23 protein-coding genes are annotated in these 20,474 nt (G+C 67.8%); 10 read left to right on the forward strand and 13 right to left on the reverse strand.

Features of this window, described 5'->3' with window-relative positions:
• Positions 1-11 precede the first annotated feature (11 nt).
• Genes OF829_RS13245 through OF829_RS13255 form a run of 3 tightly spaced genes read right to left on the reverse strand, consistent with a single transcriptional unit; the run spans position 12 to position 2,660 of the window.
• Positions 12-968 (reverse strand): AAA family ATPase, encoded by a 957-nt coding sequence (locus OF829_RS13245; protein ID WP_264940554.1) that lies wholly within the window; start codon positions 966-968, stop codon positions 12-14.
• A complete protein-coding gene (locus OF829_RS13250) occupies positions 955-2,106 on the reverse strand; it encodes a hypothetical protein (RefSeq protein WP_264940555.1) in 1,152 nt (383 codons plus the stop codon). Before OF829_RS13250 ends, OF829_RS13245 begins: the two co-directional genes overlap by 14 nt.
• Entirely contained in the window at positions 2,103-2,660 is a 558-nt protein-coding gene (locus OF829_RS13255; protein ID WP_264940557.1) for a hypothetical protein, read from the reverse strand. The genes OF829_RS13250 and OF829_RS13255 overlap by 4 nt, the downstream gene beginning before the upstream one ends.
• Positions 2,661-2,817: 157 nt before the next feature.
• Between OF829_RS13255 and OF829_RS13260 the strand changes: the two genes are divergently transcribed.
• A complete protein-coding gene (locus OF829_RS13260; protein ID WP_264940558.1) occupies positions 2,818-3,591 on the forward strand; it encodes a hypothetical protein in 774 nt (257 codons plus the stop codon).
• On the opposite strand, the gene OF829_RS13265 is transcribed toward OF829_RS13260, so the two are convergent.
• The 3 genes from OF829_RS13265 to OF829_RS13275 all read right to left on the reverse strand — a co-directional run bounded on the left by OF829_RS13265 (position 3,584) and on the right by OF829_RS13275 (position 6,210).
• Positions 3,584-5,143, reverse strand: coding sequence for a sensor histidine kinase (locus OF829_RS13265; RefSeq protein ID WP_264940559.1), 1,560 nt, complete (start codon positions 5,141-5,143; stop codon positions 3,584-3,586). The genes OF829_RS13260 and OF829_RS13265 overlap by 8 nt on opposite strands.
• Positions 5,140-5,841: a response regulator transcription factor gene (locus OF829_RS13270; protein WP_264940560.1), complete on the reverse strand. Its 702-nt coding sequence runs from the start codon at positions 5,839-5,841 to the stop codon at positions 5,140-5,142. The genes OF829_RS13265 and OF829_RS13270 overlap by 4 nt, the downstream gene beginning before the upstream one ends.
• Positions 5,842-5,997: 156 nt before the next feature.
• Positions 5,998-6,210 (reverse strand): DUF2062 domain-containing protein, encoded by a 213-nt coding sequence (locus OF829_RS13275; protein WP_264940561.1) that lies wholly within the window; start codon positions 6,208-6,210, stop codon positions 5,998-6,000.
• A gap of 144 nt (positions 6,211-6,354) precedes the next feature.
• Between OF829_RS13275 and OF829_RS13280 the strand changes: the two genes are divergently transcribed.
• The 3 genes from OF829_RS13280 (at position 6,355) to OF829_RS13290 (ending at position 8,900) form a co-directional block, all read left to right on the forward strand.
• The gene (locus tag OF829_RS13280; RefSeq protein WP_264940562.1) at positions 6,355-6,957 is read left to right on the forward strand and encodes a 2OG-Fe(II) oxygenase; all 603 of its coding nucleotides are present in this window, start codon (positions 6,355-6,357) and stop codon (positions 6,955-6,957) included.
• The gene (locus OF829_RS13285) at positions 6,954-8,111 is read left to right on the forward strand and encodes an aminotransferase (RefSeq protein WP_264940563.1); all 1,158 of its coding nucleotides are present in this window, start codon (positions 6,954-6,956) and stop codon (positions 8,109-8,111) included. The genes OF829_RS13280 and OF829_RS13285 overlap by 4 nt, the downstream gene beginning before the upstream one ends.
• 111 nt (positions 8,112-8,222) lie before the next feature.
• Positions 8,223-8,900, forward strand: coding sequence for a hypothetical protein (locus OF829_RS13290; protein WP_264940564.1), 678 nt, complete (start codon positions 8,223-8,225; stop codon positions 8,898-8,900).
• Between the two features lie 167 nt (positions 8,901-9,067).
• On the opposite strand, the gene mtnA is transcribed toward OF829_RS13290, so the two are convergent.
• The 5 genes from mtnA to OF829_RS13315 all read right to left on the reverse strand — a co-directional run bounded on the left by mtnA (position 9,068) and on the right by OF829_RS13315 (position 12,805).
• Positions 9,068-10,099 (reverse strand): S-methyl-5-thioribose-1-phosphate isomerase, encoded by a 1,032-nt coding sequence (gene mtnA / locus OF829_RS13295; protein WP_264940565.1) that lies wholly within the window; start codon positions 10,097-10,099, stop codon positions 9,068-9,070.
• The gene (mtnC, locus tag OF829_RS13300; RefSeq protein ID WP_264940566.1) at positions 10,096-10,731 is read right to left on the reverse strand and encodes an acireductone synthase; all 636 of its coding nucleotides are present in this window, start codon (positions 10,729-10,731) and stop codon (positions 10,096-10,098) included. Before mtnC ends, mtnA begins: the two co-directional genes overlap by 4 nt.
• A 103-nt stretch (positions 10,732-10,834) precedes the next feature.
• Positions 10,835-11,386 (reverse strand): 1,2-dihydroxy-3-keto-5-methylthiopentene dioxygenase, encoded by a 552-nt coding sequence (locus OF829_RS13305; RefSeq protein ID WP_264940567.1) that lies wholly within the window; start codon positions 11,384-11,386, stop codon positions 10,835-10,837.
• Complete coding sequence (gene mtnB, locus OF829_RS13310; RefSeq protein WP_264940568.1) at positions 11,383-12,012, reverse strand: methylthioribulose 1-phosphate dehydratase; 630 nt, start codon at positions 12,010-12,012, stop codon at positions 11,383-11,385. The genes OF829_RS13305 and mtnB overlap by 4 nt, the downstream gene beginning before the upstream one ends.
• A gap of 31 nt (positions 12,013-12,043) precedes the next feature.
• Entirely contained in the window at positions 12,044-12,805 is a 762-nt protein-coding gene (locus tag OF829_RS13315) for a L,D-transpeptidase family protein (RefSeq protein ID WP_264940569.1), read from the reverse strand.
• A 261-nt stretch (positions 12,806-13,066) separates the two neighbouring features.
• Here OF829_RS13315 and OF829_RS13320 point away from each other — a divergent pair, with 261 nt between their 5' ends.
• Genes OF829_RS13320 through OF829_RS13330 form a run of 3 tightly spaced genes read left to right on the forward strand, consistent with a single transcriptional unit; the run spans position 13,067 to position 16,383 of the window.
• Positions 13,067-13,792, forward strand: coding sequence for a murein L,D-transpeptidase catalytic domain family protein (locus OF829_RS13320; RefSeq protein WP_264940570.1), 726 nt, complete (start codon positions 13,067-13,069; stop codon positions 13,790-13,792).
• A 37-nt stretch (positions 13,793-13,829) separates the two neighbouring features.
• Entirely contained in the window at positions 13,830-15,881 is a 2,052-nt protein-coding gene (locus OF829_RS13325; protein ID WP_264940571.1) for an NAD(+) synthase, read from the forward strand.
• Positions 15,882-15,891: 10 nt separating this feature from the next.
• Positions 15,892-16,383, forward strand: coding sequence for a hypothetical protein (locus OF829_RS13330; protein WP_264940572.1), 492 nt, complete (start codon positions 15,892-15,894; stop codon positions 16,381-16,383).
• Here OF829_RS13330 and mobA read toward each other — a convergent pair.
• Both mobA and fdhD read right to left on the reverse strand, forming a co-directional pair.
• The gene (mobA, locus tag OF829_RS13335; protein ID WP_264940573.1) at positions 16,361-16,879 is read right to left on the reverse strand and encodes a molybdenum cofactor guanylyltransferase; all 519 of its coding nucleotides are present in this window, start codon (positions 16,877-16,879) and stop codon (positions 16,361-16,363) included. The two genes, OF829_RS13330 and mobA, sit on opposite strands and share 23 nt — an antisense overlap.
• On the reverse strand, positions 16,876-17,634 hold the full coding sequence (fdhD, locus tag OF829_RS13340; protein WP_264940574.1) for a formate dehydrogenase accessory sulfurtransferase FdhD: 759 nt from the start codon (positions 17,632-17,634) through the stop codon (positions 16,876-16,878). The genes mobA and fdhD overlap by 4 nt, the downstream gene beginning before the upstream one ends.
• Before the next feature lie 80 nt (positions 17,635-17,714).
• On the opposite strand from fdhD, the gene OF829_RS13345 reads away from it, so the two are divergent.
• From OF829_RS13345 to OF829_RS13355, 3 genes are read left to right on the forward strand one after another with little or no spacing between them, the layout of a single operon-like run.
• On the forward strand, positions 17,715-17,987 hold the full coding sequence (locus tag OF829_RS13345; RefSeq protein ID WP_264940575.1) for a hypothetical protein: 273 nt from the start codon (positions 17,715-17,717) through the stop codon (positions 17,985-17,987).
• A 57-nt stretch (positions 17,988-18,044) separates the two neighbouring features.
• Entirely contained in the window at positions 18,045-18,776 is a 732-nt protein-coding gene (locus tag OF829_RS13350; protein ID WP_264940576.1) for a hypothetical protein, read from the forward strand.
• Between the two features lie 59 nt (positions 18,777-18,835).
• Positions 18,836-20,473, forward strand: a complete 1,638-nt coding sequence (locus OF829_RS13355) for a putative bifunctional diguanylate cyclase/phosphodiesterase (RefSeq protein ID WP_264940577.1) — start codon at positions 18,836-18,838, stop codon at positions 20,471-20,473.
• The last annotated feature ends 1 nt before the right edge of the window (position 20,474 follow it).

Consider the following 20,474-nt stretch of genomic DNA (forward strand, 5'->3'; position numbering starts at 1 on the left):
AGTCGGAAAGATCAACGCGGCGCCTCGGTCTGTTCGATCAGCGCGGCGATGATCGAGTCGACCGGCTTGCCGTCGATCTCGGCCGCGGGCGAGAGCACGACGCGGTGGCGCAGTGCTGCAGGCGCAAGCGCCTTCACATCGTCGGGCAGCACGAAATCGCGCCCGTCGAGCGCCGCGCGTGCGCGCGCCGCCGCCGCGAGCGTCGCGCCCGCACGCGGGGAAGCGCCGGTCTGCAGGTCCCCGGTGCTCCGCGTCGCGCGGACGAGGCGGACGACATAGTCGATCACCTCCTCGGCGAGCCGGTTCTGCGCCACGGCATCCGCGGCGGCGCGGATCTGCGCGGCATCGGCGACGCGCGCGACGCCCCATTGCTCGGGGGTCGGCATGCCGAAGCGGTTGCCATGGCCGGAGACGATCTGCTTCTCCTGATCGAGGCTCGGATAGGCGAACTCATATTTGAACAGGAAGCGATCGAGCTGCGCCTCGGGCAGCGGATAGACGCCCTGATTCTCGATCGGGTTCTGGGTGGCGACGACCATGAAGCGGTCGCTGAGCTTGTGGTCGACGCCGTCGATCGTGACGGTGCGTTCCTGCATCGCCTCCAGCAAAGCCGCCTGCGTTTTCGGCGGCGTGCGGTTGATTTCGTCGGCGAGCAGCAGCTCGGTGAAGATCGGCCCGCGGGTCAGGGTGAACTGGCTCGTCTGGAAGTTGAACAGGTTCGAGCCGAGGATATCGCCCGGCAGCAGATCGGGCGTGAACTGGATGCGCCCATAATCGAGCCCCGCCGCGCGCGCGAAGCATTGCGCGAGGAAGGTCTTGGCCGTTCCCGGCGGGCCTTCGAGCAGGATATGTCCCGACGCGAACAGCGCGACGAGCATCAGATCGACCGCGTCCTGCTGGCCGACCACGCCCTTGGCGACCTCTGCGCGGATCGCCTGGCCCAGCGCCTTCACCTCATCGATGTTCACGAGTCACGGTCCTTCTCCAGTGATAAAGGTCGCGCGCGGCCGCGAGCAGCCGGCGCGTGTCCGGCGCGTCCTGAGCGCGCGCCGCGATTTGCGAATAGGGTTCGCCCTCTTTCGAGAGCCGATCGAGATAGCGGTCGAGCGCCTCGCCGGTAAGCGAGGGCGGCGCGCCCGATGCCGCCGCGACCGCGTCACGCGTCAGCACCGCATAGCGCCCACCCGTCCGGTGCCGCCGCCGCGCGAGCCGCAGCAGCGCGGCGCCATTCTCCGCGAGCGCGCGCTTGCCGAAGGCGACCGCACGTTCCTCGCGTGCCGCGGGGCCGAATCGCCGGATCGCGTGCAGGCCCGCGAGCAATGCGGCGGCGAGGAGGATCAGGGTCAAGGGGAGGAAGGGCGGTTCGAAGGCGAGCTTGAGGAGGTTCGGGTTCTTGCCGAAGCCCATCAAAGTGAGGTCGAAGGCGATCGATTCGTCGGGCAGCGCGATCTCGTCGAGTATTTTCATCGCCCGCTCAGCGCCCGATCGCGTCGCGAGCCCCTGATTGTTGAGGACGTCGGGGTCGGCGAGGATATAGATCTCGGTATCGGGGACCCCGACGAGCAGGGGCTGGCCCTCGGGCGTGCTGTCTATCACCCGCAGATCGGTGCCATGGATACTGCGCAGCTCGCGGCCCTGGGGATCGGAGAACTGGACCTTGGCGATATCGTCCAGCATCTGCTGGAGATAAAAGCCCGGGATCGCGCCGTATTCGCGCACCCAGGCCGGATTGTTCCGCAGCCGCGTCACGATCCATTTGGGCATGACGATCAGCGTCGGTATGTCCTTGCGGCGATCGAGGATCGACTTGATCTCGACCGGATCGGTCTGCGGCCCGGGGGTGAGCACCACCAGTCCGGCCTTCGACAAATCGGTGTCGCGCCGGATCACCCCCGCGCCGCCATGCGTCTGCCTGACGAGCTCGGCCGCGCCGACGAATCCGACAGCCGAGGTCGAATAGGCATGGCCCCCACCATTCTTCACGGGCTGATAATCGGGCGCATAGGCGCTGAGCACCAGGAAGGCGGCGAACCCGATCGCGCCAACGATCACCACCGCGGCAATCGCGATCGCGCTGAACGGGGCGGCGCGGCCGGCCGCGCTCATGCCCAGGCTTTCGGAAGCGCGAAGTCGCCATAGGCGGCGCGCGCGTCTTCCCACGCTGCCCGGTCGAGCGACCGCCCGCCGAACAGGCTGCGCTCGACCGGCGCGGCCATCGCCTGGAAGGCGGCGCGGACGGCATCGGGGAGCATCGGCGCGCGCGCGATCTCGCGGCTGGTGAGCGCGGGGCGGAGCAGCTTGGGCTTGCGGCTGGCGATATCCTCGAGGCTGCGGTGGAGCAGCAGCCGTGCGGCCTCCTCGTAACGCCCCGCCGCGGCCATCGCATCGGCCTCGGCGAGCAAAGCGCGCGCCACCTTCTCCTCGGGCCGCCACTGCGCGATCTCATGCTCGCTCGACACGCGCTGGCCGCGGGGCTCCCGCTCGACGATCGACTTGACGATCAGGTACAGCAGCATCGCCACGCCGAGCACCACCAGCAGCCAGAACAGGGCGCCGAGGGCGGGCATCGGCATCGGCTCGGTGCGCTGGGGCGGCGGCGTATGCGGCAGTTCGAACTGGATATCATCGCGGGCGCGGAGGGCAGCATGCGCCTCAGCCACGGTCTCATTCCCTGAAGCCGCGTTGTTCACGCCCCAACCCCCATACGCGACACCTATACAGGCAAGCGCGCGCCAAAAGCGAGAGGTGGACAGGCTATTTCTGGTGTTTCAAGCTGTTACACAAAGCGGAATCATCGGGGCCTGGGGGGAAATTGTGGTGAACGACAGGGCAATTGCGGAAACGTTCGAGATATCGCGAGTGCTGTCGCGTTCGTTCGATACGATCGGCAAGAATCCGGGGCTTTTCTTCGGCCTGTCGCTAGTGCTGGCGGGGGCGCCTTCGTTCCTGATGAGCTGGTGGTCGGCGCAACTCGGGGTCGGCCGGGATCCCAACGCAATCTTCGCCATGTTCCAATCGAGCGAATTCTGGTTGCCGATGGTGGGCATCTGGTTTGTCTATGTGCTGACCGACGCGGTGTTGCAGGGCGCGCTGACCCGCGCGACCGTGCAGAGCCTGACCGGCGAAACCCCGGGCTTCGCCGAATGCCTGGAGATCGGGCTTATCCGGTTGCTGCCCATCGTCGTGATCGATCTGCTCGTAACGATCGGCACTTCACTGGGCATGATGCTGCTGATCGTGCCGGGGGTGATCCTGGCTTTGTGCTGGGCGGTCGCGGTCCCCGCCTATGTCGAGGAACGGATCGGCATCGCCGAGTCGTTCAACCGCAGCCTGGAGCTGACCCGCGGCGAGCGGGGCAATATCTTCCTGGTGATGCTGGTGGTCGTCGTCATCCTGTGGATCATCGGAATGATCACGAGCGCGATCAACATGGCCGGCGGGGGCAACCCGCTGGTCGCGGCGGTGGCCGGCGGCCTTGATGGCACGATTTCGAGGATGGTCTGGGTGGCGGTGATCGCCGTGATCTATGTCGATCTGCGCGCCGCCAAGGAGGGGCCCAGGACCAACGAGCTCGAAACGGTGTTCAGCTAGCCACGGGCACCTTCAGCACGAACGCCGCCCCTTTCGCGCGCTCCTCCAGCGCGATCGTGCCGCCGGTCGCGGCGAGCAGCGAGCGGGCGATGGGGAGGCCCAGCCCGGTGCCGCCGCGCTCGCGATTGGCGGTGAAGAAGGGTTCGAAAACGCGCTCGCGGTCGCCTGCGCTGATCCCCTTGCCATTGTCGGCGACATGGATGGCGATCTGCCCGTCCCGCTCCTCGAGCCGGATCGACACGCGCTTCGCCCTGGCCTGGCGGCTATTGTCGACGAGGGTCACCAGCACCGTTTCGAGCGCGTCGGCGGAGATTCGCGCGGGCGGCAGGCCGGGCACGGCTTTCACCTCCACCGCCATCTTCGCATCGCCCCGCCCCTCCGCGACCGCGCGCGCCACCGCTGCGGCATCGGCGCGTTCGTCCTCGCCCGCGCTGGTCATGTCGGCCCGCGCCATGTCGAGCAACCGCTGGACGAGCCGCGACAAGCGGTCGGCATCGGCATGCGCATTGGCGAGGAAGCGCGCGCGGTCGGCGGGGCTCATCTCCGCGCCATGCTCGTCGAGCAGCTCGATCGCGCCGCGGATGCCGGTGAGCGGGGTCTTGAACTCGTGGCTCACGGCGGCGGCGAAATCGCGCAGATAGCGCGCGCGCGCCTCGATCCGCTCGGCCATCTGGCGGAAATTGACGTAGAGTTCGCGGATCTCGACCGCCGCGGTAACCGGCGGCTCGGGAATATCGATCGTGCCGCGCGCGACATTCTGGCTCGCCGCCGCCAGCGCCCGGATCGGGCGGGCAATGCCGCGCGAGAGCAGGCCCGCAAGCACCAGCAGGGTCATGAAGATCAGCACCACCCCCAGCGCGATATTGGCGCGATCCTGCCAGACGCCGAGGAAGATGCCGCGCGGGCTCCGCGCGAGCATCACCATCCCCACCACGCGCCCCTGCACCACCACCGGGCGGACATGATGAACGCGGATCGCCGCCGCCGTGCTCACCATCTCGGTGAAGCTCGGCATATAGCCGTCGCGGTCGCGGCGGCGGCGCAGCACGGTGGCGCTGTGTCCCTTCTGCGCTTCCTGGACTTCGGGCAGGGTTTCGTAGCTGAGGCCGACATCGCCGTGCCCGCCGATGATCACGCCGCGCCCGTCGAGCAGCCTGGTGTCGGAGAGCGTCACCGCCGCGGCATCGTCGACGATCGGCGCGATCTTGCGCGCGGCATCGACCGAGCGCCTGTCGGGCACGCCCGCGGGCTCGGGGATCGGCAGCGGCGGGAGCAGGGCATTTGCAGAGAGGTTGATCCCCGGCGGCTCGGGCGCGGCGGCGCGCGATTCGGCCGGCGCGCCCCAGGCGATGCGATAGGCCGAGGCGAGCACCGCGCTCTGGGCGATCAGCTCGGCCTCGGTCTGCTGGACGAGCGTATTCTCATAGACCCGGAGGAACACCGCCCCCACGCCGGGCAAGGCCGCGACGAACAGCAGGGTGCCGAACAGGATGGTGCGCAGGCTGAGCGACGGCCAATAGCGCTTGAGGAACGATTTGAGCCGGGCGATCAATCGCAGCTGCCGATGCGATAGCCGACCCCCGCGCGCGTCTCGATCAGCTCGCCGCAGCCCGCCGCGGCGAATTTGGCGCGCAGGTTGCGGACATGACTGTCGATCGTCCGGTCGGTCACCGCGAAGCCCGGGCCGCGCAGCCGATCGATGATCGCGTCGCGGGTGAAGACCTTGGACGGGACCGAGGCGAGCAGGCGGAGCAGCTGGAATTCGGTCGCGGTGGTGGGGACCACGTTGCCGTCGAGCCGCGCCTCCCAGCCATCGGCGTCGAGGGTCAGCCGGCCATGACTGAGCGCGGCGCCCGCCACCGGCTCGGCCGCCCCTGCCCCGCGCTTGAGGATCGCGCCGACGCGCGCCGCGACCTCGCGGGGGCTGAACGGCTTGGTGACATAATCGTCCGCGCCGATCTCGATCCCGACGATCCGGTCGATCTCGTCGTCGCGCGAGGAGAGGAAGAGGATCGGCAGATTGGCGTTGGCCCCGCCGCCGCTGCGCAGCCTGCGGCACAGATCGAGCCCGTCGAGCTTGGGCATGTTGATATCGAGCACCATCAGATCGGGCGCGCGGATCGCGATCGCGGCGAGCGCTTCCTCGCCGTCCGAGGCCTGCTCGACCTCCATCCCCGCCTTGCCCAAGGCAAAGGCGAGCAATTCGCGGATATGCGGATCGTCGTCGACGACAAGGATGCGGCGGCTCATCGCATCGCTGGGTGTCACCGAACGCCTGCCCCGGTCAATGGCCGGGGGCGGTTTCGGGATCGAAAGGTAACGCATCGCATACTCCACAGCTGGTGGAGCGGCTATGCATCCCTCGGGTCCAGCCTTGATCCGGACCCGGTGGAGATTCGGTGCAGCTTATTTGCGGTTGCCGCGCCAATAGAGGAGCGCCGCGACCACCGCCGCCGACCCCACTCCGATCGCCGCGCCCATGCCGATCTGCTTGCGCGTCGGGCTCCAGCGCGTCTTCGCCGCTGCGAGTTGCTTGACCATCTGCATCGTCTCCCCTTCCTTCGAGGGCGCCTCCGCCGGCTCGGCTTCTTCCTTGTCGACGACAGGCTTGTTGCTCATGGTCATCCTTCTTGGCCCAACATGGTAAACGCGGCCTTAACGCGCACCGTTTCCGTGGGGATTGAACGAAGCCGCTAACGCCCGGGTTGCACGGGGGCAAGATTGACGTGCACAAGGCGCCACTTTCCGCTGTGAGCACTCCCGATGCATTGGCCGCCCTATTTCGTACTGGATCTCGCGGCGCAGGAACTGCTGCCCGCGGATTGGGCGGAGCAGGTCCGCGCAGGAGCGGCGGGACCGGAGCGCATCATGGTCGTCAATCCGCTCACGCCCTCGCCGGAGGACGGGCGATTCTCGATCCTCGACGGCACGGCCGTTCGGGCGCGTTTCGGCTGGCTGTGGGACCTGTACCATGGGCCGATCCGCAAATTCGTCGCGCAAAGCGCCGGACGGCCCGTCTTTCCGGCCAATCGCATCAGCTCCGCGATGACGCTCAACATCCTCACCGGCGCGGGCGCCGAGCAAGACTGGCACACCGATGCGACGGCAATGACCGGCGTGTTCTTCGCGACAACGATGGCGGAGGGCGAAGGCGGCGAGCTGGAGTTTCGGAGCGCCGACGGCGAGATCGCGCAGCTGCGGCCGCGCGCGGGGGTGTTCGCCTGTTTCTCCGGCCGCATCGAACACCGCGTCACACCCCTGACGACTTCCATCCAACGCCTCTCCTTTCCGCTGCTCTTCTACGCCAGTGCCGAAGACCAGCCGTTCGCGAGTGCGCATGACCGCTATGAATTGAGCGCCGCATGAACCCCGTCTACACCGCCATGGGCACCACCATTTTCGAGGCGATGTCCGCCCGCGCCCGCGAGACCGGGGCGATCAATCTGGGGCAAGGCTTTGCCGACGGGCGCGGGCCCGAGCCGGTGCTGCAGGCGGCGGCGAACGCGATCCTGGAGAAATCGAACCAATATCCGCCGATGCCGGGGCTGACCGAGCTGCGCCAGGCGGTGGCCGATCATTATGCGCGGCACCAGGGGCTCAACCTGGCGGCGGAAGAGGTGATCATCACCTCGGGCGCGACCGAGGCGCTGGCGGCGGCGATCCTCGCTCTGGTCGAGCCGGGCGACGAGGTGATCTGCTTCCAGCCGCTCTACGACGCCTATGTTCCGCTGATCGAGCGCGCCGGGGGCGTGGCCAAGCTGGTGCGGCTCGAGCCGCCGCATTGGCGGATCGATCCGGCGATGCTCGAAGCGGCGGTAACGTCGCGGACGCGCCACCTGATCCTGTGCAACCCGCTCAACCCCACCGCGACCATGTCGAGCGCCGGGGAGCTGGCGGCGATCGCCGATTTCTGCGTCGCGCATAATCTCACCGCGATATGCGACGAGGTGTGGGAGCATGTGACCTTCGACGGCGCCCGCCATTTGCCGCTGATCGGCTTTCCGGGGATGCGCGAGCGTACCGTCAAGATCGGCAGCGCGGGCAAGATCTTCGCGCTGACGGGCTGGAAGGTCGGCTGGATGTGCGCCGCGCCGCCGATCGCCCGCGTGCTCGCCAAGGCGCACCAGTTCCTGACCTTCACCACACCGCCCAACCTGCAATGGGCGGTGGCCGAGGGACTGGCGACGCAGGACGCATGGGTGCAGGAGGCGCGGCACCGCTTCCAGGCGGGGCGCGACCGGCTCAAGGCGGGGCTCGAGGCGGCGGGGCTGGTGACGCTGCCGAGCGCGGCGACCTATTTCATGTCGATCGACCTGGCGGCGTCGGGCATCGCGATGGACGATGTGAGTTTCTGCAACCGGCTGATCGAGGAAGCCGGCGTGGTGACGATTCCCGTATCGGCCTTCTACGCGCGGGATGCGGTGACCAATGTGGTCCGCTTCGCCTTCTGCAAGCAGGATGCCGTGCTCGACGCCGCAATTGGCAAGATCGCGGATTGGCGGCGTGGGCTGAACGGCTGAGACGCCGCCGCTCGCTTGAACGCCGATTTGCCCCGCCCGGTCCGACGCGAGGAAACCCCCGTTCATCGCGACCCGTTAGCGCGGCACCGGTGGGGAACCGGGAGTGATTCCATGAACTATTCGAAACTTCTCTTCCGCAGCGCCGGTATCGCCGCGCTGCTCGTTTCAACCCCTGCGCTCGCGCAGAGCCAGACCGACCGCGCCCGCTCGGCGATCGTCGAGGCGCAGGCAAAGATCGACGCCGCGATCAAGGTCGGCGCCACCACCGAGGCGCCCGAGGCGCTGGCGCGGGCCCAGGCCTCGTTGCGCACCGCGCAAGAGGATCTGGCGCGCAGCCGTGAGCTGGCCTCGATCGACGACGCCAACCAGGCCTCCGCATTTGCCGACCAGGCGCTCGGCATTACCGAGCGGCGCAAGTCGCAGGCTGCGTCCGTCAATCAGGCGGTCCGCAGCGACGCCGAGGCGACCGCGGCAGCGGCGCAGACGGATGCGGCGGCCGCCAATGCGCGCGCCGATGCGGCGCAGGCCGATGCGGCGAACGCCAATGCGCGCGCCGAAGCCGCGGCGGCCGATGCCGCGGTCGCGCGCAGCCAGCCGCCGATCGTGATCGCCCCGCCCGCGCCGCCGACCACCACGGTGACGACCACCGAGACGGTCAGAAGCACGCCTGCGGTGCGGCCCGCGGCCAAACGCCGCGTGGTGACCCGCCGGACGCGCACCCCCGCGGCCTCGGTCCGCCGCCCGAGCACGACCACGCGCACGACGACCACGACGGTCAAGACGGAGTAGCGCAGCGTGCCTTGAATCCGAGCCGTTCGCCCTGAGTAGGGGCTGAGCTTGCCGAAGACCCGTATCGAAGGGTCAGCGGCGCTACCTCGGTCCTTCGATACGCCACTTCGACAAGCTCAGTGGCTACTCAGGACGAATGGGGTGGTTCTGATTTAAGGTAGTTCACCCTAAATCCGGTCGAGCACCCCGCGTTCGGTGATGTAGGCGGTGACGAGCCGCGCCGGCGTCACGTCGAACGCGGGATTGGCGGCGGGGCTCTGGGTGACCTGGACGGTGTTCTGGCCATCCGAGAGCTGCGTCAGCTCCTCGGCCGAACGCTCTTCGATCGGTATGTCCGCGCCAGTCGCGGTGTTCGGATCGAAAGTGGTGTAGGGAAGCGCCACGTAGAAGGGCACGCCGTTATCGTGCGCGGCGAGCGCCTTCAGATAGGTGCCGATCTTGTTGCAGACATCGCCGTTGGCGGTGACGCGGTCGGTGCCGACCACCACGGCATCGACCTGCCCCTTCATCATCAGCAGCCCGCCGGCATTGTCGGCGATCACGGTGTGCGGGACGCCGTGATTCTTGAGCTCGAACGCCGTCAGCAGTGCGCCCTGGTTGCGCGGGCGGGTTTCGTCGACCCAGACATGGACCGGGATGCCCGCATCGTGCGCGAGGTAGATGGGCGCGGTGGCCGTGCCGTAATCGACAGTGGCGAGCCAGCCGGCGTTGCAATGGGTGAGGATGTTGAGCGGGCGATCGGGATGCTTGGCGTGGAGGGTGCGGAACAGCGCCAGGCCGTGCTCGCCGATCGAGCGGCACATGGCGGCGTCCTCGTCGGCGATGGCATCGGCCTTGGCGAAGGCGGCCGCGGCGCGCGCTTCGGGCGGCAGGCCAGCCACTTCGGCGCGGACCGTATCGAGGGCCCAGCGCAGGTTGATCGCGGTCGGGCGCGTCTCGAGCAGCAGGCCGTAACCCTTGGCCAGCCCTTCGTCGCTCGGGTCCTCGGCCAGCGCCAGGGCAAGGCCATAGGCGGCGGTCGCCCCAATCATCGGCGCGCCGCGGGTCCACATGTCGCGGATCGCCACCGCTGCCTGACCGGCGGTGCGCAGCTCGACCCATTTCACCTCCCAAGGGAGCTTGCGCTGGTCGAGGATGCACGCGCCCTTGCCGTCCTCGGTGCGGCGGATCGAGCGGCGATGTTCGCCTTCGAGGATCATGGCAGCACCTCGGCCAGGCTGGAGATTTCGCCATTGTCGCCGTCGCGGTCGATCAGCAGCGCCTGCATCCCGGCCTCGCGCGCCGCATCGGCTTCAGCCTGAACGTCGGTGAGGAACAAGATGTCGCCGGGCGGCAGATCGAGCGCTTCGGCGATCTTCGTGTAGGAAGCGGCCTCGCGCTTGGGGCCGGTGGTGGTATCGAAATAGCCGCTGAGTAGCGGGGTCAGGTCACCCGCCAGGCTGTTGCCGAAGATCAGCTTCTGCGCCGCGATCGAGCCTGAGGAATAGATATGGATGTCGATGCCCGCCGCCTTCCAGCGGCGCATCGCCTCGGGCGTATCGGGATAGACATGGCCGTCGAGATCGCCGGTCGAATAACCCACCGCCCAGATCAGCCCCTGGAGCGTCTTGAGCGGGGTCGCCTTGCGGTCCTCGTCGATCCACTGGATCAGCGTCGCGACCTTGTCGTCGCCCGGCACCTCGGCAAGGATCGGCGCGACCTCTTCCGGATGCGCGGCGACATAGGTGGCGAGATGCTTGCGCGCATAGGGGAACAGCGTGTCGGCCACGAAGGCGATGCTGCTCGTCGTCCCCTCGATATCGAGGAGGATGGCTTTGGGAGGGTGGGTCATCCGTCTCCTTCTTCGTCATCCCGGCGAAAGCCGGGACCCAGGAGTCGCAGGCGATGCCCTGTGAGGCTCTGGGTCCCGGCTTTCGCCGGGATGACGGCAATTATTACGCCGCTTCCCTCTCATGCCGCGGGAAACGGTCGGCGATGGTGTCGCCGGTATAGTTGGCGACCCAGCCGGCCGGATCGATATAGAGGCGGATCACCGTGAAGCTGGGCGCGGCGCCCATGTCGAACCAGTGGCGCATCCCGGCGGGGACCGAGATCAGATCGCCCGCGGTGCACAGCACCGCATAGACCCGATCGTCCTCCCGCAAGGTGAACAGCCCCTCCCCTTCGACGAAGAAGCGGACCTCGTCCTCACTGTGGCGATGCTCGGACAGGAATTTGGTGCGCAGCGCCTCGCGGTCCGGGTGATCGGGCTGGACGCGCATCACATCGACCGCCTGATAGCCATTCTCGGTCTTGAGCCGCTCGACCTCGGGCGCGAAGGCCTGGAGCACCGCTTCCGGACCGGCATCGGCGGGCAGCGGGCGCGCAGGCCATTGCTCGAAACGCACCCCGATCGTCGCCAGCGTGCTGGCGATCATGCCGGGATCGCTCACCTCCACCATGGGCATGGCGGCATCGTCCAACCAATAGGCCTGCAATCTGCTCATCGCGCGCTCCCGTTTCTGAAGCTCCTCTCGGCCAGCTCGGCCGCGATCATCCATTCGGTGGCCTCGAGGATATATTCGGCCTCGGCCACGGTCCGGCCCCAGCTATAGAGTCCGTGGCTGCGGATAAGATAGGCGGGCGCGGCGTGCGGCGCCCGCAGTTGCGGCGTCACCGCGGCCTCGATCACCGCCATGTCCTGGCTATTGTCGACGATCGGCAGGCGCGCCTCGGTCTCGTGGGTGTCGATGCCGGGATAGATTTTGAGCATCTCGTGCCCGCGCAGCACATATTCGGTCGCGTCCGATAGCGCCCGGCTCATGCCCACCGCCTCCGGAGAATGGCCGTGGAGCACGGCGTTCACATGCGGGAAGAGGCGGTAGAGCGCGAGGTGGAGCCCGGTCTCGGCCGAGGGCTTGCCTGGGGTCAGCGGGGTGCCGTCGAGCGCGACGCGCATGATGTCGCCCGCGACGAGGCGGCCCTTGTGCTTGCCCGAGGTGGTGAGCGCGATACTGCCGTCGTCGAGCCGCGCAGAATAATTTCCCCCGGTCGCCGGCGCCCAGCCGCGCGCGTCGAGCCTTCGCCCGACTTCCACCAGCGCGAACGCCGCATCCTCGAAGCTCATCGTCATGGCCCGGCCTTTAGCGCTTCGGGCAGCAGGCTCAATGCTTTCCGGGCGGAATCGGCTGGACGACCTCAGCGGCGGGGCCGGTGACCCATGAAACCGGCGGCCGCGTGCCGTCGTCCCTGACCGGCACGAGCGGCGGCGGCGGGCGGATGCCCGAACGCATCGTCACCCCGTTGAACGCCTCGCCGCCCAGATTGCTGGTGTCGGCGATCAGCGTGGGCGGGCCGAACGCATTGAGGCGCGGATCGTAAACCTCCTCGTCGATCACCGATACCTGGGCGCCCAGCTCGGTCAGATCGTAGAGCTGGCGCGCAAAGGCGGCGGGCAGGCGGATGCAGCCATGCGAGGCGGGATAGCCCGGCAGATGCCCGGCATGGAGCGCCACCCCGTCCCAGGTCAGCCGCTGCATCCAGGGCATGGGCGCGTTGCTGTAAAGGTTCGAGCGGTGGAACTTCTGCTTCTGCAGGATGGTGAACTCGCCGGTCGGCGTCTCATGCCCGTCGCGGCCCGTCGAGACGGTGCTTACCGCGATGAGGTTGCCCCCGCGATAGACATAGGCGAGCTGCTGCGGGATGCTGACGACGATCGAGATCGGGCCATAGATCGCGGTCTCGCTGCCGTAACCCACGGGTATGGGGTCCGCCTCGTCGAACCAGACATAGTCGCCGGGCTTGAGGCTGGTCACATCGAACGCCGCGACCGATTCGATCACCTGCGCCGCAGCCGGAATCGCGGTCCCCAGCGCGAGCGCGCACAGAAAGATCAGCGCCTGCCGCAAGCCTTTAACGACGCTCAACAAGGCCTCCGCAAACATCCCCGCCGGACATTCCCGGCGTTGTTTCGTTAACGCGATTAACCCATTTTGGTGGCGTCGGCGAATCGCTTGACGGCCGATTCACCGGCGACTGTCCTGCCTCGGGAAAATCGCCCTGTGTCGGCGAACCGGGCGAAGCTTGCGTCGAATTGTTCGGTTTGGGACACTTTGTTCAGCCAATATTCGGGCCGGACTCTGTTATAGATGCACCTACGGGGAAGTTTTTGTGGGCAAACTGAGCTGATGGAAACACTGGATTCGCTGCAATCTCGCCGCGCGCTGATCAAGGGTGCGCTGGTGATGGCCGGGGGTATCGGACTGAGCGCATGTACGTCGCGCGTGGCGCATGTCGCCGCCGCGCCGGTGCCGGTGCCACAACAGCCCCTGGTGCCGTTCGCAAAACCGGTGGCGTTCCAGGAACCCGCCTTCTCGCGCAGCCCGATCCTGACGCCGCAGGGCGTCCGCCCGCAGCTGTTCCGCCGCGCCATCGCCGCGCTCGACAAGCATTCGATGCGCATCCAGGCGCATGACCGGATCGCGATCGCCGATTTCTCGATCCCCTCGGCGCTGCCGCGCTTCCACATCATCAATCTGGGAACTGGCGCGTGCGAGACCCTGCTCGTCGCGCACGGCATCGGCTCCGATCCCGATCATACCGGGCTGCTCCAGCGCTTCTCGAACGATCCGGGCTCGAACGCGACCTGCGAGGGCGCCTTCGTCACCTCGGACTATTATACCGGCAAGCATGGCGCCTCGCAGCGGCTGGAAGGGCTGGACGAGAGCAACAGCAACGCGCTCGACCGCGCGATCGTCATCCATGGCGCCTGGTATTCGAACCCCGACATGATCGCCAAATGGGGCAAGCTGGGCCGCAGCCAGGGCTGCTTCGCGGTGGGCGAGGCCGATCTGGAGAAGGTCTTCCTGACGCTTGGCGCCGGACGGATGATCTATTCGACCAACAAGGTCTGACGCTAGCCAGTCCATCGCCAGCGCAGTAGGAGGCGGCATGGCCACGCCGCATCCTTTCTATTCGCTCCACCGCCAGGGGATGATCCGCGCGGGCGTGTGCACGCCGATCGCGACCGCGGGCGATCCCGCCGCCAATGCGGCCGCGACGATCGAACTGGCCAAGGCCGGCGACGCGGCAGGCGCGGACCTGCTCATCTTCCCCGAACTCAACGTCACCAGCTACGCGATCGACGACCTGCATCTCCAGGATGCGCTGCTCGGCGCGACCGAGGCGGGGATCGCGGCAATCGTCGCGGCAAGCGCAACGCTCAAGCCGGTGCTGCTGATCGGCGCGGCGTTGCGGCGCAACGGGCGCGTCTATAATTGCGCGCTGGCGATCGCGCGCGGGCGCATCCTCGGCGTGGTGCCCAAGAGCTTCCTGCCCAATTACCGCGAATATTATGAGAAGCGCTGGTTCGCGAGCGGACTGGGCCTTGCGGGGCTGAGCATCGACGTGGCGGGGCAGACCGCGCCCTTCGGGACCGATCTGATCTTCGCCGCGAGCGATCTCCCCGACTTCGTCTTCCATATCGAGATTTGCGAGGATTTCTGGGCCCCCACCCCGCCCTCGACCGCGGGGGCGCTCGCCGGGGCGCTGGTGTTGTGCAACCTTTCCGCATCGAACATCGTCATCGGCAAGGCCCGCGAACGCGCGCTGCTGACCGCGTCGCAATCGGTGCGGAGCGTGTCGGCCTATCTCTATTCGGCGTCGGGGCCGGGCGAGAGCACGACCGATCTGGCGTGGGACGGCCAGGGTGAAATCTATGAGCTGGGCGAGTTGCTCGCGACGTCCGAGCGGTTCGAGCTGACCACCGAGTTGGTCACCGCCGATATCGACCTCGAGCGGATCCGCCTCGAGCGGATGCGGATGGGGACCTTCAACGACGCCGCCGCCGCCGCGGGGCATCCCGAGACGCGGTTCCGGCGCATCGCCTTCGATCATGGTTCGACATTCGAGGATGTCGGGCTCAAGCGCAGCCTGCGCCGCTTCCCGTTCGTGCCCAACAATCCGGCCAAGCTCGCCGACGATTGCTATGAAGCGTTCAACATCCAGGTCGAGGGGCTGCGCAAGCGGATCGCCTCGACCGGGAGCGAGCATCTCGTCATCGGCGTGTCGGGCGGGCTCGATTCGACCCATGCGCTGATCGTCGCGTGCAAGGCGATGGACCGGCTCGGCCGCTCGCGCTCGGACATTCTCGGCTTCACCATGCCCGGCTTCGCGACCGGCGATGCGACCAAGGCCAACGCCTGGGCGCTGATGAAGGCGCTGGGGGTGACCGGCCAGGAAATCGACATCCGGCCCGCCGCGCAACAGATGCTCGCCGACATGGGCCACCCCTTCGCCAAGGGCGAACCCGTCTATGACGTGACCTTCGAAAATGTGCAGGCCGGGCTGCGCACCGACTATCTGTTCCGACTGGCCAACCAGCGCCAGGGGTTCGTGATCGGCACCGGGGACCTGAGCGAACTCGCGCTCGGCTGGTGCACCTATGGCGTGGGCGACCATATGAGCCATTATGGCGTCAATGCCGGCGTGCCCAAGACGCTGATCCAGTATCTGATCCGCTGGACGATCTCGACCGGCCAGTTTTCGGGGGAGGCGGCGGATGTGCTGGACGCGATCCTGAACACCGAAATCTCGCCCGAACTCGTCCCCGCCGATGCCAGCGGCAAGATGCAGAGCACGCAGGACCGGATCGGGCCGTACGAGCTTCACGATTTCTTCCTCCATTATACGGTCCGCCACGGGATGCGGCCGTCGAAGATCGCCTTCCTCGCCTGGCATGCCTGGAAGGATGCCGAAGCCGGGCTGTGGCCGATCGATTTCCCGGTTTCGGAGCGGCACCAGTATGATCTGCCGGCGATCGCCAAGTGGCTCGAGACCTTCCTGTTCCGCTTCTTCCAGACCAGCCAGTTCAAGCGATCGGCGCTGCCCAATGGCCCCAAGGTCTCGTCGGGCGGGGCGCTCAGCCCGCGCGGGGACTGGCGCGCGCCATCGGACGGGGTGGCAGCGCCCTGGATCGAAGAACTTCGTAACGCTTTGCCCTGATAGGGGATTTATGCGCCGCACTACCCTTTCCCTTGGCCTCGCTCTCGCCCTGATCCTGCTGCCCGCGGCACCTGCGCTCGCCGATTGGGGCAAGACGCATTGGGGCATGAGCCCCGAACAGGTGCTGGCCGCCGTACCCGGCGCCAAGCCGCTCAAGCGCGAGAATGGCGGCGATGTCTGGGGGCGCCAGCGGCTGATCTCGGCGCCGTACAAGCTCGGCAAATTCGCGACCAATGCCGATTTCTTCTTCACCTCGCAGACCCGCACGCTCGATTTCGTCAAGATGGAGCCGGTCGATCCGAAGCAATGCCCCGCGCTCGAGGCGATGCTCGCGAAGCGGCACGGCAAGGGCGAGAGCGAAACGCGCGAGAATGCCGGCATCCAGATGCGGGTGATCCGCTGGACCGACCGGAAAACCCGGGAACAGCTGCTCTATTCGAGCCTCAACAAGGCCGGCCAGCCGATCGCCCGTTGCCACTTCATCCAGCAGGCCCCCGAGTAAAGGCCGCGAGATCGTCGGGGGTGTTGAGGTTCGCCACCGGCGCGCCCAGCATCATCCGGCGCAGCCCCGCCGCATTCGCCCAGCCGCGCACCGAGCGGTCATTGTCATCCGCCAGCCAGCGATCGAGATGGTCGCCGAGCGTCGCGGGCCAGAGACCGATAACCGGCATTTCCGCGACATAGCCGCCCCCGGCGAGCAGCTCCGCCAATCCGCGCGGCAGCGCGGGCACGTCGCAGCCGCAGGTCAGCACCGCGTCGAAACCCCGCGCGGCGGCTTCATGGATCGCCGCGTTGATCCCGCCGAGCGGGCCGAGGCCCGGCCCGGGGCGATCGGGAATGCCCCCTTCCCTGCCGACGACGATCACCGCCTCGGTCTGCGTGGCCAGCGCAGCGATGGCGTGTTCGATCAGCGGCTTGCCGTCGAGCAGTGCGAGCGCCTTGTCCGATCCGAAGCGCCGCGATTCCCCGCCCGCCAGCACCGCGCCCAGCAGCCTCATGGCGCCATCCACAGCAAGGCATCCTCACGCGCGAGCACCGCCAGCGCGAGGCCCGCCTCCCGCGCCGCTTCCACCGCGAGCGCGGTCGGCGCGGAGACGGTGGCGAGCATCGGGCAACCCGCGAGCGCCGCCTTTTCGACCAGCTCGTAGGAGCAGCGCGACGACAGCAGCGCGAAGCCGCCATCCCAGCCGAGCCCCTGCCGCGCCATCGCGCCGATCAGCTTGTCGAAGGCGTTGTGCCGGCCGACATCCTCCCGCGCGAGGCGGATCGCGCCGTCCGCGGCGCAGAGCGCGGCGGCATGATGCGCGCCGGTGAGGGCATTGAGCGGCTGATGCGAACGCAACGCGCCGATCGCGCGGAAGACCGCCTCGGGCGCGGCGCGCTCGCCGCCAACCCTGGGCAAGGGCCGGAGCGCTGCTTCGAGGTTGTCGATCCCGCACAGCCCGCACGAGGAATCGGTGGTGCGGTGGCGGACGCGTTCGAGCACCATGTCGCTGGTCGACAGGGTGATGCGCAAGATCGCGCCCCGCGACGCCTCGTGCACCTCGGCCTCGATTACCTCGCCCAGCCGCTCCGACGCGACGAAGCCGAACGCGAAATCCTCCAGATCCCGCGGCGTCGCCATCATCACCGCATAGCCGATGCCATTCACCTCGACCGCCACCGGCACCTCGGCCGCGAGCGCGCGCATTACGCCCTCGCGCCCGCCATCGGGCGTCGCCCGCTCAAATGCTGCATCCCGGGTTGCATTCATGGCATCTATCCTAGCCTGCCGTCCGGTTGACCGCACCCCCCCGAGCGCCCATCTGAGAACCACAGGAAAGCGAGGACGAAATGCCCGGCGGCCGCGCGGCAGCGCTCAAGGAATTCAAGCGGATGATCGGCTGGATCGCGGTCATCGGCGTGCTGATGGTGGCGGGCGCGCTCTGGTATCTCTCGCTATTCGGTCCCCTCAACGTGACGATGGTGGTTGCGACCACGCTCGGCGTGTTCTTCTCGACCCTGCTCGGCTGCGGGCTCTTTGCCGCGGCCTTCTTCAGCGACAAGAGCGGGCACGACCAAGCTTCGGCCGACGCGACGGTCCACGAGAACAAGCAGGCGGACTAGGACTCTGACGGCGCTGACCCTCGCGCTCGCCGCGGATCGGCTCTATCGGAGCAGGCCATGACCGGCCTTCAGACCTTCTCGACCGATCTGTTCATCCCCGAATATCGCCCGCTGGCCAGCGGCGAGTGGGAGCTGCGGGTCAGCGGGCCGGTGGTGTCGCAGGGCTATTGGAGCCCGGCCACGCTGAGCGTGGGGCTCCCGTCGCTGGCGCGGCGCGGCGAGGTCTGGATGTCGCTCACCCCGATGGAAATCGAGAGCGCGCAGATCGGGATCGGGCTGTCCAAGGGCCATGTGCTGATCATGGGCCTCGGCATGGGCTGGGCGGCGGCGGCGACCGCGATGCGCGAGGAGGTGAGCACGGTCACCGTGGTCGAGCACGATCCCGACGTCCTTGCGCTCCACCGCGAACTCGACCTGTTTTCGCAGCTCCCCGAAGCGGCGCGCACCAAGATCCGGCCGATCGAGGGCGATGCCTTTACTTACGCGCCCGATGCGCCGGTCGATCTGCTGATGCCCGACATCTGGCTGCCATTGATCAACGACCGCCGCATCGACGAGGTGCGCGAGATGCAGGTCAATGTGGGGGCCGCCTCGGTCTATTTCTGGGGCCAGGAGCTCGAAATCGCGCGCCGCGCCCGCGCCGCCGGCCGCGCGATCGACGCCGAAGGGATCGCCGCCACCATCACCGGTTTCGGCCTGCCGCTGATCGGCCCCGAATGGCCCGATTATCCCGCGCTCGTCGAAGCCGCGGCGGCGCGCTGGATGCGCGGCAAATGGCTCGGTCCATAACCCTCCTGAAACGGCCTCTGAAGGAGTTGTTTACGCTGTTGGGCTAGCGTCCCCGCTTAATGCGCATCCCGAACCTCAGCACCCCCCTGCCGCGCTTCGCGCGCCTGCAAACGCGGCTGGCGCTGGTTTGCGGCGGGCTGGTCGCGGCGACGATGCTGAGCGCTTTTCTCACCGGTTCGGTGGCGGTCACCGCCTCGATCGGCCTTGCGGGCGCGATGTTCGCGACGTGGCGGATGGTGCGGTCGATCACGCGCCCGCTCGAGACGCTCGCCGGCGCCGCCGAGGCGCTTGCGGCGGGCGATCAGCCCCGCGTCGATATCGACGACAAGGACGAGCTCGGCCGCCTCGCCGAAAGCTTCAACCGCATGGCAGGGAACATCGCCGATCGCGAACGCCGCATCGCGCATCTCGCCTTCAACGACACGCTGACCGGACTGCCCAATCGCGCGCTGTTCCACGAGCATCTCAACCTCGAATTGCGCGCGCGGGAGCGGAGCGGCGGGCAGGTGGCGGTGCTCTGCGTCGATCTCGACGATTTCCGGTCGGTCAACGACAGGCTCGGCCATCACGGCGGCGACGAATTGCTGCGCCGGATCGGCGAGCGGCTGACCGCGGGGCTCGGCAAGAGCTTCGTCGCGCGGATTGGCGGGGACGAGTTCGCGATCGTCGCCGAGGGCGATCAGATCGAGCGGCTGGCGCAGACCGTGCTCGCGCTGATCGAAGACCCGGTCACGATCGAGGGCAACCGGCTGATCCCCGGCGCGAGCATGGGCATCGCGCTGGCGCCCGCCGATGGCAAGGATTCGCTCAGCCTGCTCAACCATGCCGAACTCGCCCTCCATCGCGCCAAGGAACTCGGCCGGAAAGGCTTCTGCTTCTTCGAGGAGGCGCTCAACGCACGCGCGCAGGAGCGCCGCTGTCTCGAAAACGACCTGCGCGTCGCGCTGGCCGAGGGCCAGTTCGAGCTTCACTTCCAGCCCTTGTTCGATCTCGCCAGCAACCGCATCGGATCGTTCGAGGCGCTGCTGCGCTGGAAGCACCCGATCCGCGGGCCGGTTGCGCCGGCCGATTTCATCCCCGTCGCCGAGGAGACCGGGCTGATCGTCGAGATCGGCGCCTGGGCGCTGCGCGAAGCCTGTGCGCATGCTGCGAGCTGGCCCGATCATATCCGCGTCGGGGTCAATGTCTCATCGGTCCAGTTCCGCCGCCCGGGGCTGAAAGAGCTGGTGATGCAGGCGCTCGCCGCCAGCCGGCTCGCGCCCTCGCAGCTCGAGCTGGAGATCACCGAATCGATCTTCCTCGAGGGGTCGGAGGCGACGCTCAAGATCCTGCATTCGCTGCGCGCGCTCGGCGTGCGGATCGCGCTCGACGATTTCGGCACGGGCTATTCGAGCCTCAGCTATCTGCTGCGCTTCCCGTTCGACAAGATCAAGATCGACCGCAGCTTCATCCAGAACCTGCTCACACGCCCGGGCGCGACCGCGATCGTCCATGCGATCACCGGCCTCGCCAACACGCTCGGGATCGAGACGACCGCCGAGGGCGTCGAGGAAAGCGACCAGCTCGCCGAGCTGCGCCGCCACGGCTGCTCGTCGGTACAGGGCTTCCTGTTCAGCCGCGCGATCGAGGCCAGCCAGATCGCGGCGCTGCTGGCGGACGAGGATCCGAGCCTGGAGCGGCGGGCGGCAGCGGGCTAAA

It is taken from the genome of Sphingomonas caeni, from assembly GCF_026013415.1.
Lineage (GTDB): Bacteria > Pseudomonadota > Alphaproteobacteria > Sphingomonadales > Sphingomonadaceae > Sphingomonas > Sphingomonas caeni.